Annotated in this window: 17 protein-coding genes; 10 read left to right on the top strand and 7 right to left on the bottom strand. The window is 71.4% G+C overall.

Features of this window, described 5'->3' with window-relative positions:
- Positions 1–94 precede the first annotated feature (94 nt).
- The 4 genes from PUR61_RS39075 to PUR61_RS39060 all read left to right on the top strand — a co-directional run bounded on the left by PUR61_RS39075 (position 95) and on the right by PUR61_RS39060 (position 3,955).
- The gene (locus PUR61_RS39075) at positions 95–1,009 is read left to right on the top strand and encodes a LysR family transcriptional regulator (protein ID WP_443035314.1); all 915 of its coding nucleotides are present in this window, start codon (positions 95–97) and stop codon (positions 1,007–1,009) included.
- A 59-nt stretch (positions 1,010–1,068) separates the two neighbouring features.
- On the top strand, positions 1,069–2,181 hold the full coding sequence (alc, locus tag PUR61_RS39070; protein WP_329884679.1) for an allantoicase: 1,113 nt from the start codon (positions 1,069–1,071) through the stop codon (positions 2,179–2,181).
- Between the two features lie 51 nt (positions 2,182–2,232).
- Positions 2,233–2,463 carry a hypothetical protein gene (locus PUR61_RS39065; RefSeq protein ID WP_329884678.1) on the top strand — a complete coding sequence of 77 codons (231 nt, stop codon included), beginning with the start codon at positions 2,233–2,235 and terminating at the stop codon, positions 2,461–2,463.
- A gap of 106 nt (positions 2,464–2,569) precedes the next feature.
- A complete protein-coding gene (locus tag PUR61_RS39060; RefSeq protein ID WP_329884677.1) occupies positions 2,570–3,955 on the top strand; it encodes an amidase in 1,386 nt (461 codons plus the stop codon).
- Positions 3,956–4,049: 94 nt separating this feature from the next.
- Here PUR61_RS39060 and PUR61_RS39055 read toward each other — a convergent pair whose 3' ends face one another.
- The gene (locus PUR61_RS39055; protein ID WP_329884676.1) at positions 4,050–4,691 is read right to left on the bottom strand and encodes a TetR/AcrR family transcriptional regulator; all 642 of its coding nucleotides are present in this window, start codon (positions 4,689–4,691) and stop codon (positions 4,050–4,052) included.
- Between the two features lie 92 nt (positions 4,692–4,783).
- On the opposite strand from PUR61_RS39055, the gene PUR61_RS39050 reads away from it, so the two are divergent.
- From PUR61_RS39050 to PUR61_RS39040, 3 genes are all read left to right on the top strand, one after another.
- Positions 4,784–5,776, top strand: a complete 993-nt coding sequence (locus tag PUR61_RS39050) for an alpha/beta hydrolase (protein ID WP_329884674.1) — start codon at positions 4,784–4,786, stop codon at positions 5,774–5,776.
- Positions 5,773–6,402 (top strand): TIGR03086 family metal-binding protein, encoded by a 630-nt coding sequence (locus PUR61_RS39045; protein WP_329884672.1) that lies wholly within the window; start codon positions 5,773–5,775, stop codon positions 6,400–6,402. Before PUR61_RS39050 ends, PUR61_RS39045 begins: the two co-directional genes overlap by 4 nt.
- A gap of 402 nt (positions 6,403–6,804) precedes the next feature.
- Positions 6,805–7,626 (top strand): integrase, encoded by an 822-nt coding sequence (locus PUR61_RS39040; protein WP_329884670.1) that lies wholly within the window; start codon positions 6,805–6,807, stop codon positions 7,624–7,626.
- A gap of 131 nt (positions 7,627–7,757) precedes the next feature.
- On the opposite strand, the gene PUR61_RS39035 is transcribed toward PUR61_RS39040, so the two are convergent.
- Positions 7,758–8,702 carry a pirin family protein gene (locus PUR61_RS39035; protein WP_329884668.1) on the bottom strand — a complete coding sequence of 315 codons (945 nt, stop codon included), beginning with the start codon at positions 8,700–8,702 and terminating at the stop codon, positions 7,758–7,760.
- A gap of 123 nt (positions 8,703–8,825) precedes the next feature.
- Positions 8,826–9,326, bottom strand: a complete 501-nt coding sequence (locus PUR61_RS39030) for an SseB family protein (RefSeq protein WP_380354552.1) — start codon at positions 9,324–9,326, stop codon at positions 8,826–8,828.
- Between the two features lie 227 nt (positions 9,327–9,553).
- On the opposite strand from PUR61_RS39030, the gene PUR61_RS39025 reads away from it, so the two are divergent.
- Both PUR61_RS39025 and PUR61_RS39020 read left to right on the top strand, forming a co-directional pair.
- Positions 9,554–11,383 (top strand): acyl-CoA dehydrogenase, encoded by a 1,830-nt coding sequence (locus tag PUR61_RS39025; RefSeq protein ID WP_329884666.1) that lies wholly within the window; start codon positions 9,554–9,556, stop codon positions 11,381–11,383.
- Between the two features lie 336 nt (positions 11,384–11,719).
- A complete protein-coding gene (locus PUR61_RS39020) occupies positions 11,720–13,033 on the top strand; it encodes a M18 family aminopeptidase (RefSeq protein ID WP_329884665.1) in 1,314 nt (437 codons plus the stop codon).
- A gap of 112 nt (positions 13,034–13,145) precedes the next feature.
- On the opposite strand, the gene PUR61_RS39015 is transcribed toward PUR61_RS39020, so the two are convergent.
- Positions 13,146–14,960, bottom strand: coding sequence for an NHL domain-containing thioredoxin family protein (locus PUR61_RS39015; RefSeq protein ID WP_329884663.1), 1,815 nt, complete (start codon positions 14,958–14,960; stop codon positions 13,146–13,148).
- A gap of 342 nt (positions 14,961–15,302) precedes the next feature.
- Between PUR61_RS39015 and PUR61_RS39010 the strand changes: the two genes are divergently transcribed.
- Positions 15,303–16,709 carry a CBS domain-containing protein gene (locus PUR61_RS39010; protein WP_329884661.1) on the top strand — a complete coding sequence of 469 codons (1,407 nt, stop codon included), beginning with the start codon at positions 15,303–15,305 and terminating at the stop codon, positions 16,707–16,709.
- A 214-nt stretch (positions 16,710–16,923) separates the two neighbouring features.
- Here PUR61_RS39010 and PUR61_RS39005 read toward each other — a convergent pair whose 3' ends face one another.
- The 3 genes from PUR61_RS39005 to PUR61_RS38995 all read right to left on the bottom strand — a co-directional run bounded on the left by PUR61_RS39005 (position 16,924) and on the right by PUR61_RS38995 (position 19,171).
- Entirely contained in the window at positions 16,924–17,169 is a 246-nt protein-coding gene (locus PUR61_RS39005) for a hypothetical protein (protein WP_329884659.1), read from the bottom strand.
- 78 nt (positions 17,170–17,247) lie between these two features.
- Positions 17,248–17,724 (bottom strand): DUF5919 domain-containing protein, encoded by a 477-nt coding sequence (locus PUR61_RS39000; RefSeq protein WP_329884657.1) that lies wholly within the window; start codon positions 17,722–17,724, stop codon positions 17,248–17,250.
- Positions 17,725–18,595: 871 nt separating this feature from the next.
- The gene (locus PUR61_RS38995; protein WP_329884655.1) at positions 18,596–19,171 is read right to left on the bottom strand and encodes a recombinase family protein; all 576 of its coding nucleotides are present in this window, start codon (positions 19,169–19,171) and stop codon (positions 18,596–18,598) included.
- Positions 19,172–19,270: the final 99 nt, after the last annotated feature.

Genomic DNA, 19,270 nt, shown 5'->3' with positions numbered 1-19,270 from the left:
GGAACGTCGCAGGAGCGGCACCCTATCGACGGGTGGGCGAAGGGTTTCGGTCGGGGTGACCGCATGCGGTCGTCAAGCGCCCTACCCTGGCGCGATGGGTGTGGGCGAGTGGGATCTCCGGCGGCTGAGGGTGCTGCGGGCGGTCGACGAGTGCGGGACGGTGACGGCGGCGGCCGAGCGCCTGCGCCTGTCGCCGTCGGCGGTGTCGCAGCAGGTGTCGGCGCTGGCCCGGCAGGTGGGCGCCCCGATGCTGGAGCCGTACGGGCGGCGGGTCCGGCTCACCCCGGCGGCGCGGCTGGTGCTGCGCCACGCCGACCTGGTCTTCGGCCAGTTGGAGCGGGCCGAGGCCGAACTGGCGGGCTATCTGCACGGCGAGGCGGGCGAGGTGCGGGTGGGCGCGTTCGCGACCGCGATCGGCGGGCTGCTCGTCCCGGCGGTCGTCCGACTGCGGGACGCCGCACCGGGGCTGACGGTGCGGGTGGTGGAGGCGGAGGCCGCCGAGGCGGTCCGGTTGCTGGCGGCGGGGGACGTCGACCTGGCGCTCTCGCTGGCCGTCGGGCCGGGCGGCGTCGACCCGCGGTTCGTCGGGACGGTGCTGCTGGAGGATCCGCTGGACGTGGCGCTGCCGCCCGGGCACCCGCTGGCCGGGGTCCCCGGGCTGAGGCTGGCCGACCTGGCGGAGGAGCCGTGGATCTACGGCGCCGCCGGGCCGTGGCGGGAGATCACCCGTGCGGCCTGCGCGGAGGCGGGGTTCGCGCCGGAGCGGGCGCACACCGCCGCGGACTGGACGGCGATCCTGGCCATGGTGGCGGCCGGGCTCGGGGTGGCGCTGGTACCCCGGCTGGCGTCGGCGGGGCGCGGTGGCGGGGCGGCGGTCCGGGCGCTTCCGGCGGACCTGCCGGCCCGCCGGGTGGTCGCCGTCGTCCGGGCCGGGACGGAGCGGACGCCACCGCTCCGGCGGGTGCTGGCGGAGCTGGCGGCGGTGGCGGCGACTGTTCAGGTGGAGTGAACGGTTTGCTCAGTTCTTTGTGATGGACCTGACCGGTCGGGCGGGGCGAAGGTGGGTCCATGACCGCCGACGCGCACGATCCCGCCGCTGCCCCTGGCGCCTCCGCCCCGGCCTTCTCCGACGCGGCCGCCCCGCCGTACGCGGGCGGCAATCCCTACGCCGACTACCGCTCCGCCGAGTTCGGGTTCACCGGGCTGACCGACCTCGCCGACCGCCGGCTCGGCGGCGCGGTGATCGCCGCCAACGACGAGCTGTTCGCCGAACGGGAGAACCTGCTGCTGCCCGGGCCGGCCGAGTTCCGCCCGCACACCTTCGGCAACAAGGGCCAGATCATGGACGGTTGGGAGACCCGCCGGCGGCGCGGCACCGGCGCCGCCCGTCCGCACCCGACCGACGAGGACCGCGACTGGGCGCTGATCCGGCTGGGCGTCCCGGGCGTCGTGCACGGCGTCGTCGTGGACACCGCGCACTTCCGCGGCAACCACCCGCGGCAGATCGGCGTCGAGGGCGCCGAACTCCCCGGCACCCCGGGTCCGGAGGAGCTGCTGGATCCGGCCACCGCCTGGCACCCGCTGGTCCCGCGCTCGCCGGTGCGCGGCCACGCCGCCAACGGTTTCCCGGTCGCGGACCGCCGCCGCTTCACCCACCTGCGGCTGAGCCAGTACCCGGACGGCGGCATCGCCCGGTTCCGGGTGCACGGCGAGGCCCGCCCCGACCGGACCTGGCTGTCCGCGCTCGGCACCTTCGACCTGGCCGCGATCGAGAACGGCGGCGCCGTCGAGGACGCCTCGGACCGCTTCTTCTCCGCCCCGGTGAGCCTGGCCCTGCCCGGCAAGTCCCGCGCGATGGGTGACGGTTGGGAGAACCGGCGACGCCGCGACGACGGCCACGACTGGGTGCGGCTGCGGCTCGCGGGCCGGGGGGCCGTCCGGGCGGTGGAGATCGACACCGGCTACTACGTCGGCAACGCGGCCGGCTGGGCCGCGCTGTACGGGCGGGACGACCACGCCGACCCGGAGGAGTGGTTCGAGCTGGTGCCGCGCACCCGGCTGCAGCCCGACGCCGTCCACCGGCTGGTGCTCGACGCGCCGCGCCCGGCCACCCATGTCCGGCTGGACGTCTTCCCGGACGGCGGGATCGCCCGGTTGCGGCTGTACGGCGGCCTGGTCTGACCCCCTCGCCCCCCGGTTGCCGGGGCCGCGGAGCCGCCGGACGATGGGGGCATGATGCACCAGATGCGTGCCGAGTACGGCGACGGCGGCGAGTCCGGCGGGGTGCGGCTCTGGCACATGGTCCGCGGGACCGACAGCGTGGCGATGTGCGGCCGCGAGCTGGACGCGGGAGCAGCCGCCCGGGAGGCGGTGGACTGGGGGCACACCCCCGAGCTCTGCTGCCACACCTGTGGCGCCTACTTCCTGCGCGAGGCGCCCTACCTGGGGTCCGAACACCCGTAGCGACCACCCCGTGCACGGCGGCGAACGCCCTGGTCGGCGGGCGGGTGACGGTCCTGCCCCGGCGCGGGTGGTCCGGCCGGCGCGGGCCGGGGCTACCGTGGTCGGCATGGAGGAGTCCCTGGTCCGGCCGCGGTCGCTGACCCGCGAGGCCGCCGCACTGCGGGCCGGAGTGCCCACCCTGGCCGTCCACGTCGACCGGCTGGTCGCCCGGATCGAGCAGGTCGACCCGCTGATCCACGCCTTCGTGTCCGAGCCCGGCCGCCCGGACCGGCTGCACGCCGAGGCCCGCGCGCTCGCCGCCCGGTACCCGGACCGGGCGGCCGCGCCGCCGCTGTACGGGGTGGCCGTCGGGGTCAAGGACATCGTGCACGTGGACGGCCTGCCCACCCACGCGGGGTCCGCGCTGCCGCCGGGCGTGCTGGCCGGTCCGCAGGCCACCGTGGTGGACCGGCTGCGGGCGGCGGGCGCGCTGGTGGCGGGCAAGACGGTCACCGCCGAGTTCGCGGCCAGTGCGCCCGGACCGACCCGCAACCCGCACCATCCCGGGCACACCCCGGGAGGGTCCAGCAGCGGGTCGGCGGCGGCGGTCGCGGCGGGGCTGGTGCCGCTGGCGATCGGCACCCAGACGGTCGGTTCGGTGATCAGGCCGGCCGCCTACTGCGGGGTGGTGGGCTTCCGGCCGACGTACGGGCGGATCCCGATCGACGGGGTGATCCCGAACGCGCCGAGCTTCGACACCCTGGGCCTGTTCACCGCCGATCTGGCGGGTGTCGCGCTGGCCGCGCCACTGCTCTGCGACGACTGGGCCGGCCGGCGCGACCTGCGCGACCCGGGCGACCCGGGCGACCCGGCCGGTCCGGGAGGCTTCGAGGGCCGGGACGGCCCGGGCCGGACGGCCGACGACGGGCCCGTCGTCGGCGTCCCGGTCGGGCGCTACCTGGAACGGGCCCGCCCGGAGGCGCTGAAGGCGTTCCGGGAGCAACTGGACCGTTTGAGCGCCCGGGGACTGACGGTCCGCCGGCTCGACCTGCTGCCCGACTTCGACGAGCTCGTCCGGCAGTTGCAGGTCGTCAACCGGTTCGAACTGGCCGCGAGCCACGCCGACTGGTTCACCCGGTTCGGGGGCCTCTACCGCCCCGAGACCGCGGCGGGCATCCGGCACGGCCGGACGGTCGATCCCGGCGACCGGGAGGCAGCGCTGCAGGCCCGGGAGCGCTTCCGCGACCGGCTCACCGAGCAGCGGCGCCGGGCCGGGGTGGACCTGCTGATCGCTCCCTCGGCGACCGGTCCGGCCCCGTCGGGCCTGGACAGCACGGGCGACGCGGTGATGTCGCTGCCGTGGAGCTACGCCGGCCTGCCCGCGCTCAGCCTGCCCGCCGGGGTGACGGCGGAGGGTCTGCCGCTGGGGCTCCAGGTGATCGGCGAGGCGTGGGCCGACGAGCGACTGCTCGCCCAGGCGGCCGTGCTGGAGCGGGTGTTGGACGGCGCCTGACGGATCGTCGGGCTGCCGGTCGGTGGGTCGGTCGGTCGGGCGGGCCGCGGCCCGGCGGGTGCGGGGCACCGGCGCCGGCGCCGGGCCGGGGGCGTCAGGCCAGGGCGGGTGCGTCCGGGTCGGCGGCGTCGGCCCGCAGCCGGTGCAGGACGGCGCGTCCGGCCCGGTCGTACGGGGTGCCGTCGTCGAAGAGCAGCGCCTGCGAGTTGGCGCTCTCCATCAGGGCGATCAGGGTGAAGGTGATGTCCTCCGGGTCGGCCCCGGCGCGGAGTTCGCCGGTGGTCCGGGCCTCCGCCACCAGGCCGAGGACGGTCGCGCGCCACTCGTGCCAGCTGGCGGCGATGGCGTCGCGCAGCGGTCCGGGGCGGGCGTCGAACTCGGCGGTGACCTCGTAGAAGAAGCAGCCGCCGGGGAAGACCCGGGTCCGTGAATAGGCCAGCCAGGAGTCGCAGAGCCGCCGGACCTTGCCGAGGCCGGGGGCGTCCCGGACGACCGGTTCGAGCACCGCGTCCGCGAAGATCCGCCGGGCGGCGCGGATCGTGGCCAGCTGGAGCTCTTCCTTGGAGCCGAAGCCGGCGAACACCCCGCTCTTGCTGAGGCCGAGATCGGTGGCGAGCCGACCGATCGACAGCGAGTCCAGTCCCTCGACGGAGGCGATCTCGACGGCGCGCCGCAGCACCGTCCGCCGGGTCTCCTCCCCGCGCAGGACCCGTCCGTCCGTGGTCGATCCGGCCACCGTTCACCTCAGTTCTCGTCCGGTTCCCGTGCCGCCAGGGTAGCGGGGTCGAGCCGCCGAGGTCCCAAGAAAAAGCACGAACGGTCGTGCTAATGTCTTGGCAAGTTCGGCTCCTGCCCCTCGGCATCGACAGGGAGACCCTCGTGGACCCGGCCGTCGCACTGATCCGTACCACCCTGAACGCCGCCTCGAAGGCCGCGCCGCGGCTCGCCGGCCGGGCCGCGTTCGAGCTGTACCGCCACCCCGTCCGGCGCGGCCGGGTCCGCACCCGCGAACGCGAGGTGCACGACCGGGCCGTCACCGAGACGCTCACCGTCGGCGGCGAGCGCGTCGTCGTCCACCGCTGGGGCGACGGTGCCCGGCCGGTCCTGCTGCTGCACGGCTGGCAGTCCCGTGCCTCCCGGTTCGCCGACTTCGTCCCCCGGCTGAACGCGCTCGGCCTCACCCCGGTCGCCTTCGACGCCCCCGGGCACGGCGACTCCGGCGGTCGTACGACCACCGTGCCGGGCTACCGCGACATCGCGCTCCGGCTCCAGGAGCGGTACGGCGACTTCGAGGCGGTGGTCGCGCACTCGCTGGGCGTCAACGCGGCCTTCCTGGCGCTGCGCAGCGGCCTGCGGGCCGGCCGGCTGGTCGCCGTCGCGGGGGTCGCCGAGGTCTCCTACCTGCCTGCCGCGTTCTGCGCCCGGCTCGGCCTGAACGCCACCGTGGAAGCGGAGGTGGGGCGCCGGGTGGAGAGCGGTGCGATGTTCCCCGGGGTGACGGACGTCGCGGCCCACTTCGACGCCGCCCGGAACCCCGAGGAGATCGGCCTGCCGATCCTGGTGGCGCACGACGAGGACGACGACGTGGTGCCGTTCGGGCACGCCCGCCGGCTGGCGGCCGCCTACGGGGACCGGCTGGAACTGCTGGCCACCCGGGGGCTCGGCCACCGCCGGATCCTCACCGAGCCCGCCGTGATCGACAACGTGGTGGGCTTCCTGGCGGCCGGGCACGGGTCGCAGGACGGCGGCGCCCCCGGCGTCGTCGGCGCCTCCGACGCAGGTCGCGCCTCCGGGGCCGGACACCAGGTGGGAGCGGCGTGAGTCGACTCGAACTGCACACCCGATCACTGGAGTTGGCGGCCGGACTGGTCGACACCGTCCAGCCGGAGCAACTGGTGCTCCCGACGCCCTGCACCGGCTGGTCGCTCCGCCGGCTGCTGGAGCACGTGGTCGGCCAGCACCGGGGCTTCGCCGCCGCCGCCCGCGGCGCCGGGCCCGACCTGGCGCTCTGGCGGGACGCCCCGGTCGACGGCGACCCGGCAGGTGCCTTCCGGCGGTCGGCGGCGCAGCTGACGGCGGCGTTCACCGGGGCGTCCGCCGCTCCGGGCGGGTCCGTGCTCTGGCTGCCGGAGATCCGCGACGGCGGCCCGCTCCCGCTGGACCTGGCCGTCGGCTTCCACCTGCTGGACACGCTGGTGCACGCCTGGGACGTGGCGGCGGCCCTGGGGCCCTCCACCGCGTCCGGGATCGTGACCGCCGTGGAGGCCGAACCGCCACTCGTGGGGGCGCTGCTGGAGGTGGCCGAGGCCGTCCCGGCGGCTCCGGCGAACCGGGGGCCCGGCCGGGCCTTCGACGTGGTCGGGTCGCCGGACGCCGCCGCCGGGCCGTTCGCCCGGGCGCTCGTCCTGCTCGGCCGCGACCCGGCCTGGTCGACGCCCGAGCGGTGACGCCCCGGACGCCGGGGCCAGGGGCCCCGGCGTCCGGGGCGGGGCCTGCCGGCCGCCCCGTGCGGCCTACCGGGCGTCGCGCTCCTCGTCCGGGAACCGCGGCCCGCCGATCAGAAAGAGCAGTGCGGCGGTCGGAAAGCCGATCGAGGCGGCCACCAGCACGATGAACTCCCAGAACATCCGTCGCTCCCAACCTTCGCCCCGCGCCCTCGGCCGTGCCGTCGTCGGCGCCGGAGGTGGCATCCCTCGAAGGAGATTCCCAACCGGACCGGCCCTGATCGGCCGAATTGTCCACTCGTTATCCGACGGTATGGCCGAATTACCCCCACGGCCACCGGGCGGCGCGCCGTGGCAAGCGCAGGGGTCTGGGCGCACGCCCCGGTCGGACGCCACACTGTCGGGATGCAGGTACAGCTGGCAGGGGAAGCACGGCGGCCGGACCGCGAGAGCGAGGACTTCGCGGCCGCCACGTCGGAGGCGCTGGTGCTGCTCGACGGTTCGAGCTCGCCGACCGGTCTGGAGTCCGGGTGCCGCCACGGCACCGCCTGGTACGTCCGCAGACTGGGGGTGCACCTGCTGGCCAGGCTCACCGACCGGGCGGACCGCTCGATCGCCGAGTGCCTGTCCGACGCCATCGCGGAGACGGCCGCACTGCACGGCGGCCGGTGCGACCTCGCCCACCCCAACACGCCCGCCGCGATGGTGGTCGCGGCCCGGAGACACGGCAGCGCGCTGGAGTACCTGGTGCTCGGGGACTCGCTGCTGGTGCTGGAGCCGAAGGACGGCCCGCCGCGGGTGATCGGGGACAACCAGCGCTTCCCCGGCGGCGAGGAGCTGCGCCGGCAGGTCTGGTCGACGGTGCCCGGGTCGGCCGAGCGCGCCGCGCTCCACCTGGAGTACGTGCGGGCGGTGCGGGCCGTCCGGAACTCGGGCCGCGGCCCGTGGATCGCGGCCGCGAGTCCGAAGGCTGCCGCGCACGCCGAGACCGGTCTCGTCCCGCTGGCCGCGCTGCGCGCGGTGGCCGCCCTGAGCGACGGTGCCTCGCGGTTCACCGAGCGTTTCGGCCTGGGGAGCTGGGGCGACGCGCTGCGGCTGCTGGCCGAGTCGGGCCCGGCCGAGCTGATCGCCCAGGTCCGCGCGGTGGAGCGGACGGACGAGTCCTGCGAGCGCTGGCCGCGCGGCAAGACGCACGACGACGCCGCGGCCCTCTACGCGCTGCTCTAGCCGGAGCCGGCAGCGGGTACGGGACCGCGACGTCGTCGTGCGTCGCGGGCAGCCCAGCCCCGGCCGGCCCCGACGTGCGGGGCCGGCCGGGTCGCGCGGGTCGCGCCGCACGGCCCTGCGGCCGCGCCGGGTCAGTCGGTCGGGTGACCGAACGAACCGGACTGGAAGTCCCGCATCGCCTGCTCCAGCTCGCGGTGGCTGTTCATCACGAACGGCCCGTACCAGGCGACCGGCTCGCGGATCGGCTGCCCGCCCAGGATGATCACGTCCAGGTTGGGGTGCCGGGAGTCCTGCACGGCGTCGGCGGAGATGGTGAGGGTCTCACCGTCGCCGAACACCGCCGCCTGGCCGGTGCGGATCGGCCGGCCCTCGGCGCCGATCTTGCCGTCGCCGTTGAGCACGTAGGCGAGCGCATTGAAGTCCTGCCGCCACGGGATGGTGACCTGCGCGCCCGGGGTGACAGTGGCGTGCAGCAGGGTGATCGGGGTGTGGGTGGAGCCCGGGCCCCGGTGGCCGTCCAGCTCGCCGGCTATCAGGCGGAGGATCGCGCCGCCGTCCGGGGTGGAGAGCAGCTTGACGTGGCCGCCGTGGATGTCCTGGTACCGGGGTGCGGTCATCTTGTCGGACGCCGGGAGGTTCACCCAGAGCTGGATGCCGTGGAACAGGCCGCCGGACAGCACCAGCGACTCGGGCGGGGTCTCGATGTGCAGGATGCCGGAGCCGGCCGTCATCCACTGGGTGTCACCGCCGCCGAGGTGGCCGCCTCCGCCGTGGGAGTCCTTGTGGATGAACTCGCCGTCGATCAGGTAGGTGACCGTCTCGAAGCCGCGGTGCGGGTGCCACGGGGTGCCCTTCGGCTCCCCGGCGGCGTACTCCACCTCGCCCATCTGGTCCATCATGATGAAGGGGTCGAGGTACTTGGTGTTGACCTTCGCGAACGCGCGGCGGACCGGGAAGCCCTCGCCCTCGTAGCCTTCGGGGGCGGTGACCACCGAGAGGACGGGACGGGCGACGGCGGGGTCGGGGGTAGCGACGCGCGGGAGGATCAACGGGTTGTCGACGGTCACGGCGGGCATGTCGGCCTCCTTCGGGGTTTCCTCTGGCCTACGCCCACGAGATTAGTTCAATTCTCAACAAGAGGCAAGTTGAATTTTGAACCATATGATCGGGACGGAGCCGCGGCCTCCCGCGCGCCCCTCCTAGCCGTACATCCGGCGCATGGTGAAGTCGACCATCTGTTCGACCGCCTTGGCGTCGAACACCATCCGGTGCTCGCCCTCCATGTCCAGTGCGAAGCCGTACCCCGTCGGCAGCAGGTCCAGGACCTCGGCGCCGGTGACGGTGAAGTGCTTGGAGTCCTTGCCGGCGTACCGGCGCAGCTCCTTCAGCGAGCTGAACATCGGGATCACCGGCGTCGGCGTGTTGTGCAGCGCCAGGAAGCCGGGCCGCTCGCCGCGCGGACAGTGCACCTTGGAGGTGATGAAGATGGCCTGGAAGTCCTCCACCGCCATCGAGCCGGTGGTGAAGGCCCGGACGGCGTCCGCGAGTGAGGGCGGCGACGGTTCCGGGTAGAGGGACTGCTGTGCGCCCGGCGGCTGCTCGCCGTACGGGCCGGGGCCGGGCATGCCGTTCATGCCCGGCTGCGGCCCCGCCTGCTGGTAGGGATCGCCCGGGTATGCGTTCTGGTCATAGCCGTACACACGGACAGGCTATCGGGAGCGCGGCCACCCGTGCGGGCGCCGATCCTGACAAGGAGTGGTCGGTCCGGGTTGTGGGACGTGACCACGTTCATAGCGAATTCCTCCGAGGATTCCCCGGTGAGGGCTTGAAACAAGTTACCGCCGGGTAGCATCATGATGCGTACTGGTGGGTACGGGGCGCCCGAACGCGGCGGTCTCCCGGAAGCGACGAACCGGAGAAAACGGCGATGGGTCACTACAAGTCCAACCTGCGGGACGTGGAGTTCAACCTCTTCGAGGTGTTCGGCCGCGAGCAGGTGTACGGCACCGGACCGTTCGCGGACATGGACGTCGAGACCGCGAAGAACATCCTGAGCGAGATCGCGCGCCTCGCCGAGAACGACCTCGCCGCGTCCTTCACCGACACCGACCGCAACCCGCCGGTCTTCGACCCGGAGACCAGCACCGCGCCGATCCCGGCCGCGTTCAAGAAGAGCTACCAGGCCTTCATGGACGCCGAGTGGTGGCGCCTGGGCATCCCGGAGTCGATCGGCGGCCAGGTCACGCCGAACTCGCTGATCTGGGCGTTCGCCGAGCAGATCCTCGGCTCGAACCCGGCCATCTGGATGTACTCCTCCGGCCCGGCCTTCGCCGGCGTCATCGCCGAGGAGGGCACCCCGGAGCAGCTGGAGGTCGCCAAGCGGATGACCGACCGCCTCTGGGGCTCCACCATGGTCCTCACCGAGCCCGACGCGGGTTCGGACGTGGGCGCCGGCCGCACCAAGGCGATCAAGCAGGAGGACGGCTCCTGGCACATCGAGGGTGTGAAGCGCTTCATCACCTCGGGCGAGCACGACATGTCCGAGAACATCATCCACCTGGTGCTGGCCCGCCCCGAGGGCGGCAAGCCGGGCACCAAGGGCCTGGGCCTCTTCATCGTCCCGAAGTTCGACTTCGACTGGGAGACCGGCGAGCTCGGCGAGCGCAACGGCGTCTACGCCACCAACGTCGAGCACAAGATGGGCCTCAAGGCCTCCAACACCTGCGAGATGACCTTCGGCGCCAAGCACCCCGCCAAGGGCTGGCTGCTCGGCGAGACCGTCGACGGCATCCGCCAGATGTTCAAGATCATCGAGTTCGCGCGCATGATGGTCGGCACGAAGGCCATCGCCACCCTCTCCACCGGCTACCTGAACGCCCTGGAGTACGCCAAGGAGCGCGTGCAGGGCGCGGACATCTCGCAGTTCCTGGACAAGACCGCCCCGCGCGTCACCATCACCCACCACCCGGACGTGCGCCGCTCGCTGCTCACCCAGAAGGCGTACGCCGAGGGCATGCGCGCCCTGGTGCTCTTCACCGCGTCCACCCAGGACGACATGGCCGCCGCCCGCCTGCGCGGCGAGCACGACGAGGCCGCCGAGCGCCTCAACGACCTGCTCCTCCCGATCGTCAAGGGTTACGGCTCGGAGAAGTCCTACGAGCAGCTCGCCCAGTCCCTGCAGACCTTCGGCGGCTCCGGCTACCTGCAGGAGTACCCGATCGAGCAGTACATCCGGGACGCCAAGATCGACACCCTCTACGAGGGCACCACGGCCATCCAGGGCCAGGACTTCTTCTTCCGCAAGATCGTCAAGGACGGCGGCCAGGCGCTCACCGCCCTGTCCGAGCAGATCCAGAAGTTCCTCGCCTCGGCCGAGGGCGGCGACGCCCTGGCGACCGAGCGCGAGCTGCTCGCCAAGGCCGCCGGCGACCTGGAGGCCATCATCGGCAAGCTCCTCGCCGACCTCTCCTCGGTCGAGCAGGACGTCAAGAACATGTACAAGGTGGGCCTCAACACGACCCGCCTGCTGATGGTCTCCGGCGACGTCGTGGTCGGCTGGCTGCTGCTCCGCCAGGCCGCGGTGGCCCTGGCCAAGCTGGAGGCCGGTGCCTCGGAGAAGGACGTCGCCTTCTACCGGGGCAAGGTCGCGGGGGCCCGCTTCTTCGCGAAGAACATCCTGCCGACCGTCACCCCGCAGCGCCTGATCGCCGAGGGCATCGACAACGAGATCATGGACCTCCCGGAGGAGGCGTTCTGACGCCGCCCGCACTGACTGCCTGACCCCACCCTCACGCCGAAGGGCCCGGTGCACCCCGGGCCCTTCGGCGTACCCGGTTCCGGCGGGGCGGCCCCGGAGGGGCGTGCGCGGAGGCGGACGGTAGCCTGACGCGGAGCCATCGGGGCGGGCGTCAACTCCCCTGCGGCGGCGGGACCCGCCGGGTCCGGACGTCCGTCCGGCCGTCAGTTCACGGTTGCGTCAGCGTTCTGCATCCGTTGGGCTGCTCCGAGTGTCATGTCCGTGTACGGGCATATGCTCAAGGTGCGAAGCCGTTCCCCCATTTCGGCTCCGGCCCTCCCTCGACCCAGGAGCAGCATGTCGACCGCCGCCCGCCAGGCCTTCTTCGACCGGACGCACACCGATGACCTGATCGCCTTTCTCGGAACCTCGCCGTCGCCCTACCACGCGGTCGCGAGCGCTGCCGAGCGACTGGAGAAAGCGGGTTTCCGGCAGGTCCTGGAAACGGACGCCTGGGACGCGACGACCGGGGGCCGGTACGTGGTCCGGGGCGGCGCGCTGATCGCCTGGTACGTCCCGCACGGCGCGGGCCCGGAGACACCGTTCCGGATCGTGGGCACCCACACCGACTCGCCGAACCTGAGGGTCAAGCCGATCCCCGACACGGGTTCGGCGGGCTGGCGCCAGGTCGCGGTGGAGATCTACGGCGGAGTGCCGCTCAACACCTGGCTCGACCGGGACCTCGGCCTCTCCGGCCGGCTCACCCTGCGTGACGGCAGCAAGCGGCTGGTCCAGCTGGACGAGCCGCTGCTGCGCGTGCCGCAGCTGGCGATCCACCTGGACCGGCAGGTCAACGAGGGCATGAAGCTGGACAAGCAGCGTCACCTCACCCCGATCTGGGGCCTCGGGCCGGTCGACGAGGGCTCGCTGATCGAGTACGTCGCCCGGCGGGCCGGGGTCGAGGCGGCCGACGTGGTCGGCTGGGACCTCATGACGCACGACGTCCAGCCCGCCTCCTACCTGGGCCGGGACCGCGAGCTGCTGGCCGGTCCGCGGCTGGACAACCTGCTCTCGGTGCACGCCGCCGCCGTGGCACTGGCCGCCGTCGCCACCGCGGCCGAGACGGACGGCGTCGAGCTGCCCTACATCCCGGTGCTGGCCGCGTTCGACCACGAGGAGACCGGCAGCGAGTCGGACACCGGCGCGCAGAGCCCGCTGCTCGGCAACGTGCTGGAGCGCACCGTGTACGCGCGCGGCGGCGGCGTGGAGGACCGTGCCCGGGCGCTGGCCGGCACCGTCTGCCTCTCCTCCGACATGGGGCACGCCGTCCACCCGAACTACAGCGAGCGGCACGAGCCGGGTCACCACCCGATGCCGAACGCCGGGCCGATCCTCAAGGTCAACGTCAACAACCGGTACGCGACGGACGGCGTCGGCCGGGCCGTCTTCGCGGCGGCCTGCGAGAAGGCCGGCGTGCCGTGGCAGACGTTCGTCTCCAACAACGCCATGCCCTGCGGTACGACGATCGGCCCGATCACAGCAGCCCGGCTCGGCATCCAGACCGTGGACTGCGGCATCGCCGCGCTCTCCATGCACTCGGCACGCGAACTGTGCGGGGCGGACGATCCGTACCTGCTGGCCGGCGCGATCAAGGCCTTCCTGGAGGGCTGACTCGCCACAGCGCGACGGCGCCGCACGACGGCGCCGCACACGGAAGGGGCCCGGCGGATTCGCCGGGCCCCTTCCGCAGGTCGGGTCCCTCGGGCCCCGGTCGGGCCGGTGCCTACTCCAGGCCCGCCAGCACCAGCGGCAGCCGGCGCGCGCCGTCGGCGCCGAGCGTCACCGGCACCCCCCAGTCCTGCTGGTGGACGTGGCAGGCCGGGTACTCGACCGCGGGGTCGTCGTCGCAGGACGCCGCCATCGCCGAGACGTGCAGCACGCCCTCGGTCACCCGGTCGGAGAGGACCAGCTCGCGGGAGAGCGCGGTGTCCGCGCCCGCGCCCGAGACCAGCAGCTCGGGCGGGGTCGCGCTGACCAGCAGCCGGGTGGAGGGGCCGTACCGCTCGTCCAGCTTCTGGCCGGTGGGCGCCGAGAAGACCACGTCCAGCCGGAACGCGCCCGGTGCGACCTCGGTGGCGGCCCGCCGGGTGCGGTGCGCGACCGCGTCCACCTGGACGGCCTCCTCGGGCAGCCGCAGCCTGGTCAGCCGGTGCCGGGCCGACTCGATCACCACGATGTCGCCGTCGACCAGGACGGCGCCGGACGGCTCGCGCAGGTCGGTGGCGAGCGTGGTGACCTCGCCGCTCGCCGGGTCGAAGCGGCGCAGCGCGTGGTTGTAGGTGTCGCTGACGGCCACCGAGCCGTCCGGCAGCACGGTGACGCCCAGCGGGTGCTGGAGCAGTGCCTGCCCGGCCGCGCCGTCCCGGTGCCCGAAGTCGAACAGGCCGGTGCCGACGGCGGATTGCACGGACTTGGTTTCACGTGAAACCCAGCGCAGCGCCGAGGTCTCCGAATCGGCGACCCAGAGCCGCTCGCCGTCCGCCGAGACGGCCAGCCCGGACGGCTGGGCGAACCAGGCCTCGGCGGCCGGTCCGTCGACCAGGCCCTCGTTGGTGGTGCCCGCCGCGACGCCCACCGTGGCGGTGGCCGGGTCGTACGACCAGAGCTGGTGGACGCCGGCCATGGCGATCCACACCCGGCCGTCGAACCAGGCGACGTCCCACGGCGAGGAGAGGTCCACCTCACGGGCCGGACCGTCGGTCGCGGACCCCTGCCACCACTGCTTCCCGGTGCCCGCCAGGGTGGTCACCCCGCCGTCCGAGAGCCGGACGCCGCGCAGCGCGTGGTTGACGGTGTCGGCCACGATCACGTCGTACGCGGAGCCGGCCGGCAGCAGCGCCAGTCCCTGCGGCTCGCTGAACCGGGGTGCGGTGCCGTCCACCAGCCCGCGCACGCCGTCGCCGATCCGGCGGACCACGGTCTCGCCGTCCGCCTCCAGCTCGACCAGCGAGTGGTGGCCGGAGTCCGCCACCAGGAGGTGGCCGTTCGGGAGCAGGACCGCCTTGCCGGGGAACCGGAGGTCCCCGGCGGTCGGTTCGGGCGCCACGTACGGGCCGTCGCCGCGCCGCAGCGTCCCCTTCGCCGCGTGCTCCGCCTCCAGCTCCTCGACCAGCCGCGCGATGGCGTGCGCGTGCCCCTCGCCGGCGTGCTGGGCGACGACGTACCCCTCGGGGTCGATGACCACCAGCGTGGGCCAGGCACGCACCGCGTACTGCTTCCAGGTGACGAGCGCCGGGTCGTCCAGCACCGGGTGGTGCACCTCGTACCGGGCGACGGCGTCGACCACGGCCCGGTGGTCGGCCTCGTGCACGAACTTGGGGGAGTGCACGCCGACGATCACCACGGTGTCGCGGTGCTTCTCCTCCAGCTCGCGCAGCTCGTCCAGGACGTGTAGACAGTTGACGCAGCAGAAAGTCCAGAAGTCTAGTACGACACACTTACCTCGCAAGTCGGCAAGCTTGAGTTCCTTGCCGCCTGTGTTGAGCCATCCACCAGCGCCGACCAGCTCGGGGGCGCGGACACGTGCACGAGAAGCCATGCTCCAATCAAACCCCACGGGCGACCTCCGCATTCCGAAGGTAGCTGGGCTCGTCCTGCCCTGCACCCCTCGTTCTAGCGGCAAGACCTGTCGATGTGCCCTTGCCCATGACCTCGGACCTTCCTACTCGACCAGGCTGTCTGTTGTGTGGCCTCCTTGGGTAGCGGTCTGCAACTTTCTCGAACATGAGGTTCACCTGATCGCGGGCGTGTGGCGGGGCTGCCGGCAGTGGGTGTTCCGATGTCAGGAGGCGGCATTCCAAAGGTATGAATTCTCGTGACGCCGGTCGCTGTGTCTGCCAGAATCGGCTGGTTGGTGCCGCAGGAGCCCCAGGAGCGAGACATGACCGACGTCGTAGGTGGTGCTGGTGGGGGCGAACCTGCTGGCAGGGCTTCGTACCTACTCGCCGGAAGGCGCGTAGGAATCGCTGACCTCGTCAGAGCGGGGCTGCTTAGTGCAGGTGATCAGCTCACCTTTGAGCGACCTCGTATCGGAGAGACGCACTCTGCCCAGATCACCGATGACGCTCAGCTCAAGCTGATCGACGGGCAGTTGTTCAAGTCTCCCTCCACTGCTGCCATCGCGGCTGTAGGCGGGGGGTCTTTCGATGGCTGGCACGCCTGGGCGCTGCCGGACGGCAGGCTGCTGGATGCTCTCCGTCAAGAGCTGCTGGACAACGTTGCACAGGCGCCGGAAGGCGACGAAGAGACTCAGGTCCCGTCCACAGCACGTCACGAGATGTTGAAGCAGGCTAGGGAGTCGGCCGAGCAGGGCCATCCGAAGAGCCTGCCGGTCCGTGATCTCCTCCAGTGGTGGGGTGCGGAGCGACGCGGCTACTTGATCAGCCGGCAGATTGCTGCAGAGCTTGCTAACCACAGCTTGTCGACCTCGCCGGATTTTGAGGCAGTAGGTCTCGATGCTGTTGTGGACCTCGTTGTCGCATCAACCTCGCCAGAAATTCAGCCAGAGCCGGAAACGCCGGCCCAGACGGTAGTGAGTTCTCCTGCTCACCACAACGAGGAGGACACTCCCGTGTTGGGCCTTACGGTCGGTAACCTTCGCTCGGCGCTCACTGGCGTCGTGTCCGTCTCGCCATCTTCCACGTTTGAAGAAGCGATCACTGAGATGGTGATCAACGGCTTTTCGCAACTTCCCGTTATCACTGGGAGTCGCAACCTCCGTGGCGCGGTGACGTGGGAGTCAATCGCCCGTGCTCGTCACGTCGACCCGGAGGCGCCATTTTCGAAGGCGATCATTCCGGCTCACGACGTCCCTTACGATCGGCATCTGATCGATGTTCTGCCGCTCCTCGCTGACTACAACTTCGTCCTGGTCCGGGATCAGACCAACGCCATTGCCGGTATCGTGACCGCGAACGATGTTGCGATGGAATATGGCTCCATGGCGACACCGTTCTTCCTCATTGGAGAGTTCGATCAGCGTCTCCGCAGAATCCTGGCGGAGACCTTTGCGATCTCTCACGTCGCCACGCTGTGTGCGCCCGACGGTAACCGCACGATCGGCTCGTTTGACGACCTCTCTGTTGGTGACTATCAGCGAATCCTCGAAAACGAGGATTCTTGGAAAATTCTGGGCTGGCCTCTGGATCGGAAGGTCTTCGTCAAGCGTATCGATGAGCTGCGGGTCATCCGGAATGACCTGATGCACTTCAATCCGGATCCCATTCCCGATGATGCGGTCCAGAAGATCCGTCACATGATCGCCCTGCTTCGGGAGTACTCCGCCTGACACCCGCCTTTCCGTCCTCGGTGGAGCTTCATGGGCCTTTCGTGGCATGCCACGGGTGCCGCCATCTGTCATTCGCTCCCGCGCTGGATGCTGAAGAACGTGCCATCGGTTCAAGTGCGCCATTGCTGTGATGTGTGATGTTCCCAAGCGGTCCGGGAAGCCATATCCAGATCAAACCTCACAGGCGGGGTCCGAATTTCCGGGCATCCCGATTTCAGTGGACCGACATGCGAGCGGCGCTTGTTTCCACGATCTCGCGGGCGACCAGTAGGGGAGTGTCCTCCCAACCGAGCAGAGCCTTCGTGACGGCAACCGCCGGAACGATGCTCGCCCCACGTTCTACCAGTAGGGCCTGCACCGCCTCCATGTCCTCACTTGAGAGCACAGGACGACACTCCTCGACCAGAGCGGTCAACTGTGCGGCTATCTCGGGCTGCATCCCGGCGACCTTCCCAAACATGCGGGCCCTCCCCTCGCGTACGAGCACCCGGTGGCAACTGCGCCCAGCAGCGCCTGTGCTCTCATGCGCTTTCGTCCGTCAAGCTACCGGTACGGACGCGCCGCGCTCCCAGAGTTCTTCAGCATGTGCCGCGAACCGGTCGAACATCCCGCCGTCCTGCTGTCGGCGGAGGTGCATCATCGGTGAATCGTGTCCGACGAGCCGGGCCAGGTGAGGCGTCACAAGGGCCTGTGAGTCGAACCGGAAAACTGACAGGCCGACATGGTTGGTCGCGTCGTCAGCGGCGCTGTAGCGGGCCTCCACGCCCTCTACGTCACGCAGCTTGGCCAGGTTCTCCAGGGTGATCCGGATACGGGTCGAGACGGTCAGGGCGACGTCCTCGACCCGTTCCCTCTGCCTCGTGGTCTCGCCGTTCGGATCGCCCAGCAGGAACCGCACCCGACAGCCGGCCTCGGCCTTGACACGCAGCGTGCTCAGAAAGTTGGGCTGCTCCAGCCAGAGGAAGTAGTTCGTGAAGCCGGCGAAGAACAGATCTTCCCTGGAGTCACTGATCAACTGCCCCCATGCTGCCGATGTGCAGGCGGAGCGGTAGGGGTAGACAGCGACGATCTCTCGGTCAGGGCCAGTCTTCAGGGTCGTCCGTACGATGTTCGGCCACAGCATCGCTTCACTCACCCCTAGCGCTTCGCTCGCGTCGACCCTGTTCCGAGCGTGAGGGACCAAGGCATCATCCGTCAGCCATCGTTCCACCGTCTTAGGTGTCACCCCCACGTGGGTGGCCAACTGTCGGACGCTCACCCGGGCGTCCCCCATAGCGCGGTGAAGGGCAGTGTTCAAGAGACTCCCCCGAGACATTTGGGCGTTCTCAGACGCTACCGCCGAGCCGGGCGGGATGTCCCCGCTTTGGCCACTGTTCTCGCCCGAACGGGCCGCTACACCAGTGGGGGACAGACCCGGACAGTGAGTGGAGCCGACATGTCAGCAGAGATGCGGGCCGAGACCTGCCACAGAGTTGTACCCATGCCCCCGCAGCGTGGAGTCCTCGTCGATGTCTGGGGCGTCGCTGAGGGCGATGATCCTGGCCGAACCGTGACCGGGCCTGAGGGTGAGCCGGTGATCTTCTACAGCTTCACCGACGCGTCACGATGGGTGGCTGACCGTGGCTGAGCAGTGGGAACCGCAGGTGGGGCAGACGGCCTACGACCGGCGTTCGGGTCAGGCGGTCAGGGTCATGTCGGTGCATACCTTCGGCGTGTTCGTCCGGCCTCTCAGGGGGGCGGGCGGGAGACGATCACAAAGCTGCGCGACCTGCTCCCGCCGGATGACCAGCCGGGCGGATTCAACGCCTGGCAGGCAAGCTGGGGTTGAGCCCGGCGCGTCAACGAGAGAGGGCGCCCGTTCTGGGCGCCCTCTCGCTTGCTGCTCCCTACTCGGTGCCGAGCGCCCGATACATGGTCGCTCGGCTGACTCCCAGCGCCCTGGCGATCACGGTCACGCTCTCCCCCTTCGCCCGGCGGGCATGGGCCGCAGCAAGCTTGTCGGCGTCCAGTACATTCGGCCGTCCGCCTGTCCGCCCCTGCGCTCTGGCGGCCTCCAAGCCGGCGCGGGTGCGATCCTTGATCAAGCTGCGCTCGAACTCCGCCATCGCGCCCACCACTTGTAGCATGAGGCGGCCGTCCGGTGTGTTCGGGTCGATACTGGCGAGCGCCCCTGTCAGAACCTTGAAGCCGATCCCCCGCGCCGACAGTGCGTCCACCATGGTCACCAGGTCGATCAGCGACCGGGCGAAGCGGTCCAGCTTCCACACGCAGAGCGTGTCTCCGGGGCGCAGGTAGTCCAGCACGGAGGCAAGCTCCGGGCGATCCGTGTTCTTTCCGCTCGCCGTGTCCGTGAAGATCCGGGCGCAGCCTGCTGCAGAGAGCGCGTCGTGCTGAAGCTGCGCCTCCTGGTCGTCGGTGGAGACTCGGGCGTAGCCGATCAGGTGTCCGGTGTTCGTCGCCATGCCCCAAACGTCTCACAACTCGTCTCACAACTCTAGGGGTTTCGGGTGGGTTTTGAGACGGGTTTTGAACGCAGTATCGGTCGCCATGGCGCCTCCTGG

It is taken from the genome of Streptomyces sp. BE20 (assembly GCF_036322525.1).
Taxonomy (GTDB): Bacteria; Actinomycetota; Actinomycetes; order Streptomycetales; family Streptomycetaceae; genus Kitasatospora.
Note: the sequence above shows the minus strand (reverse complement) of the source record. Positions and strands in the feature narration are given on the sequence as shown.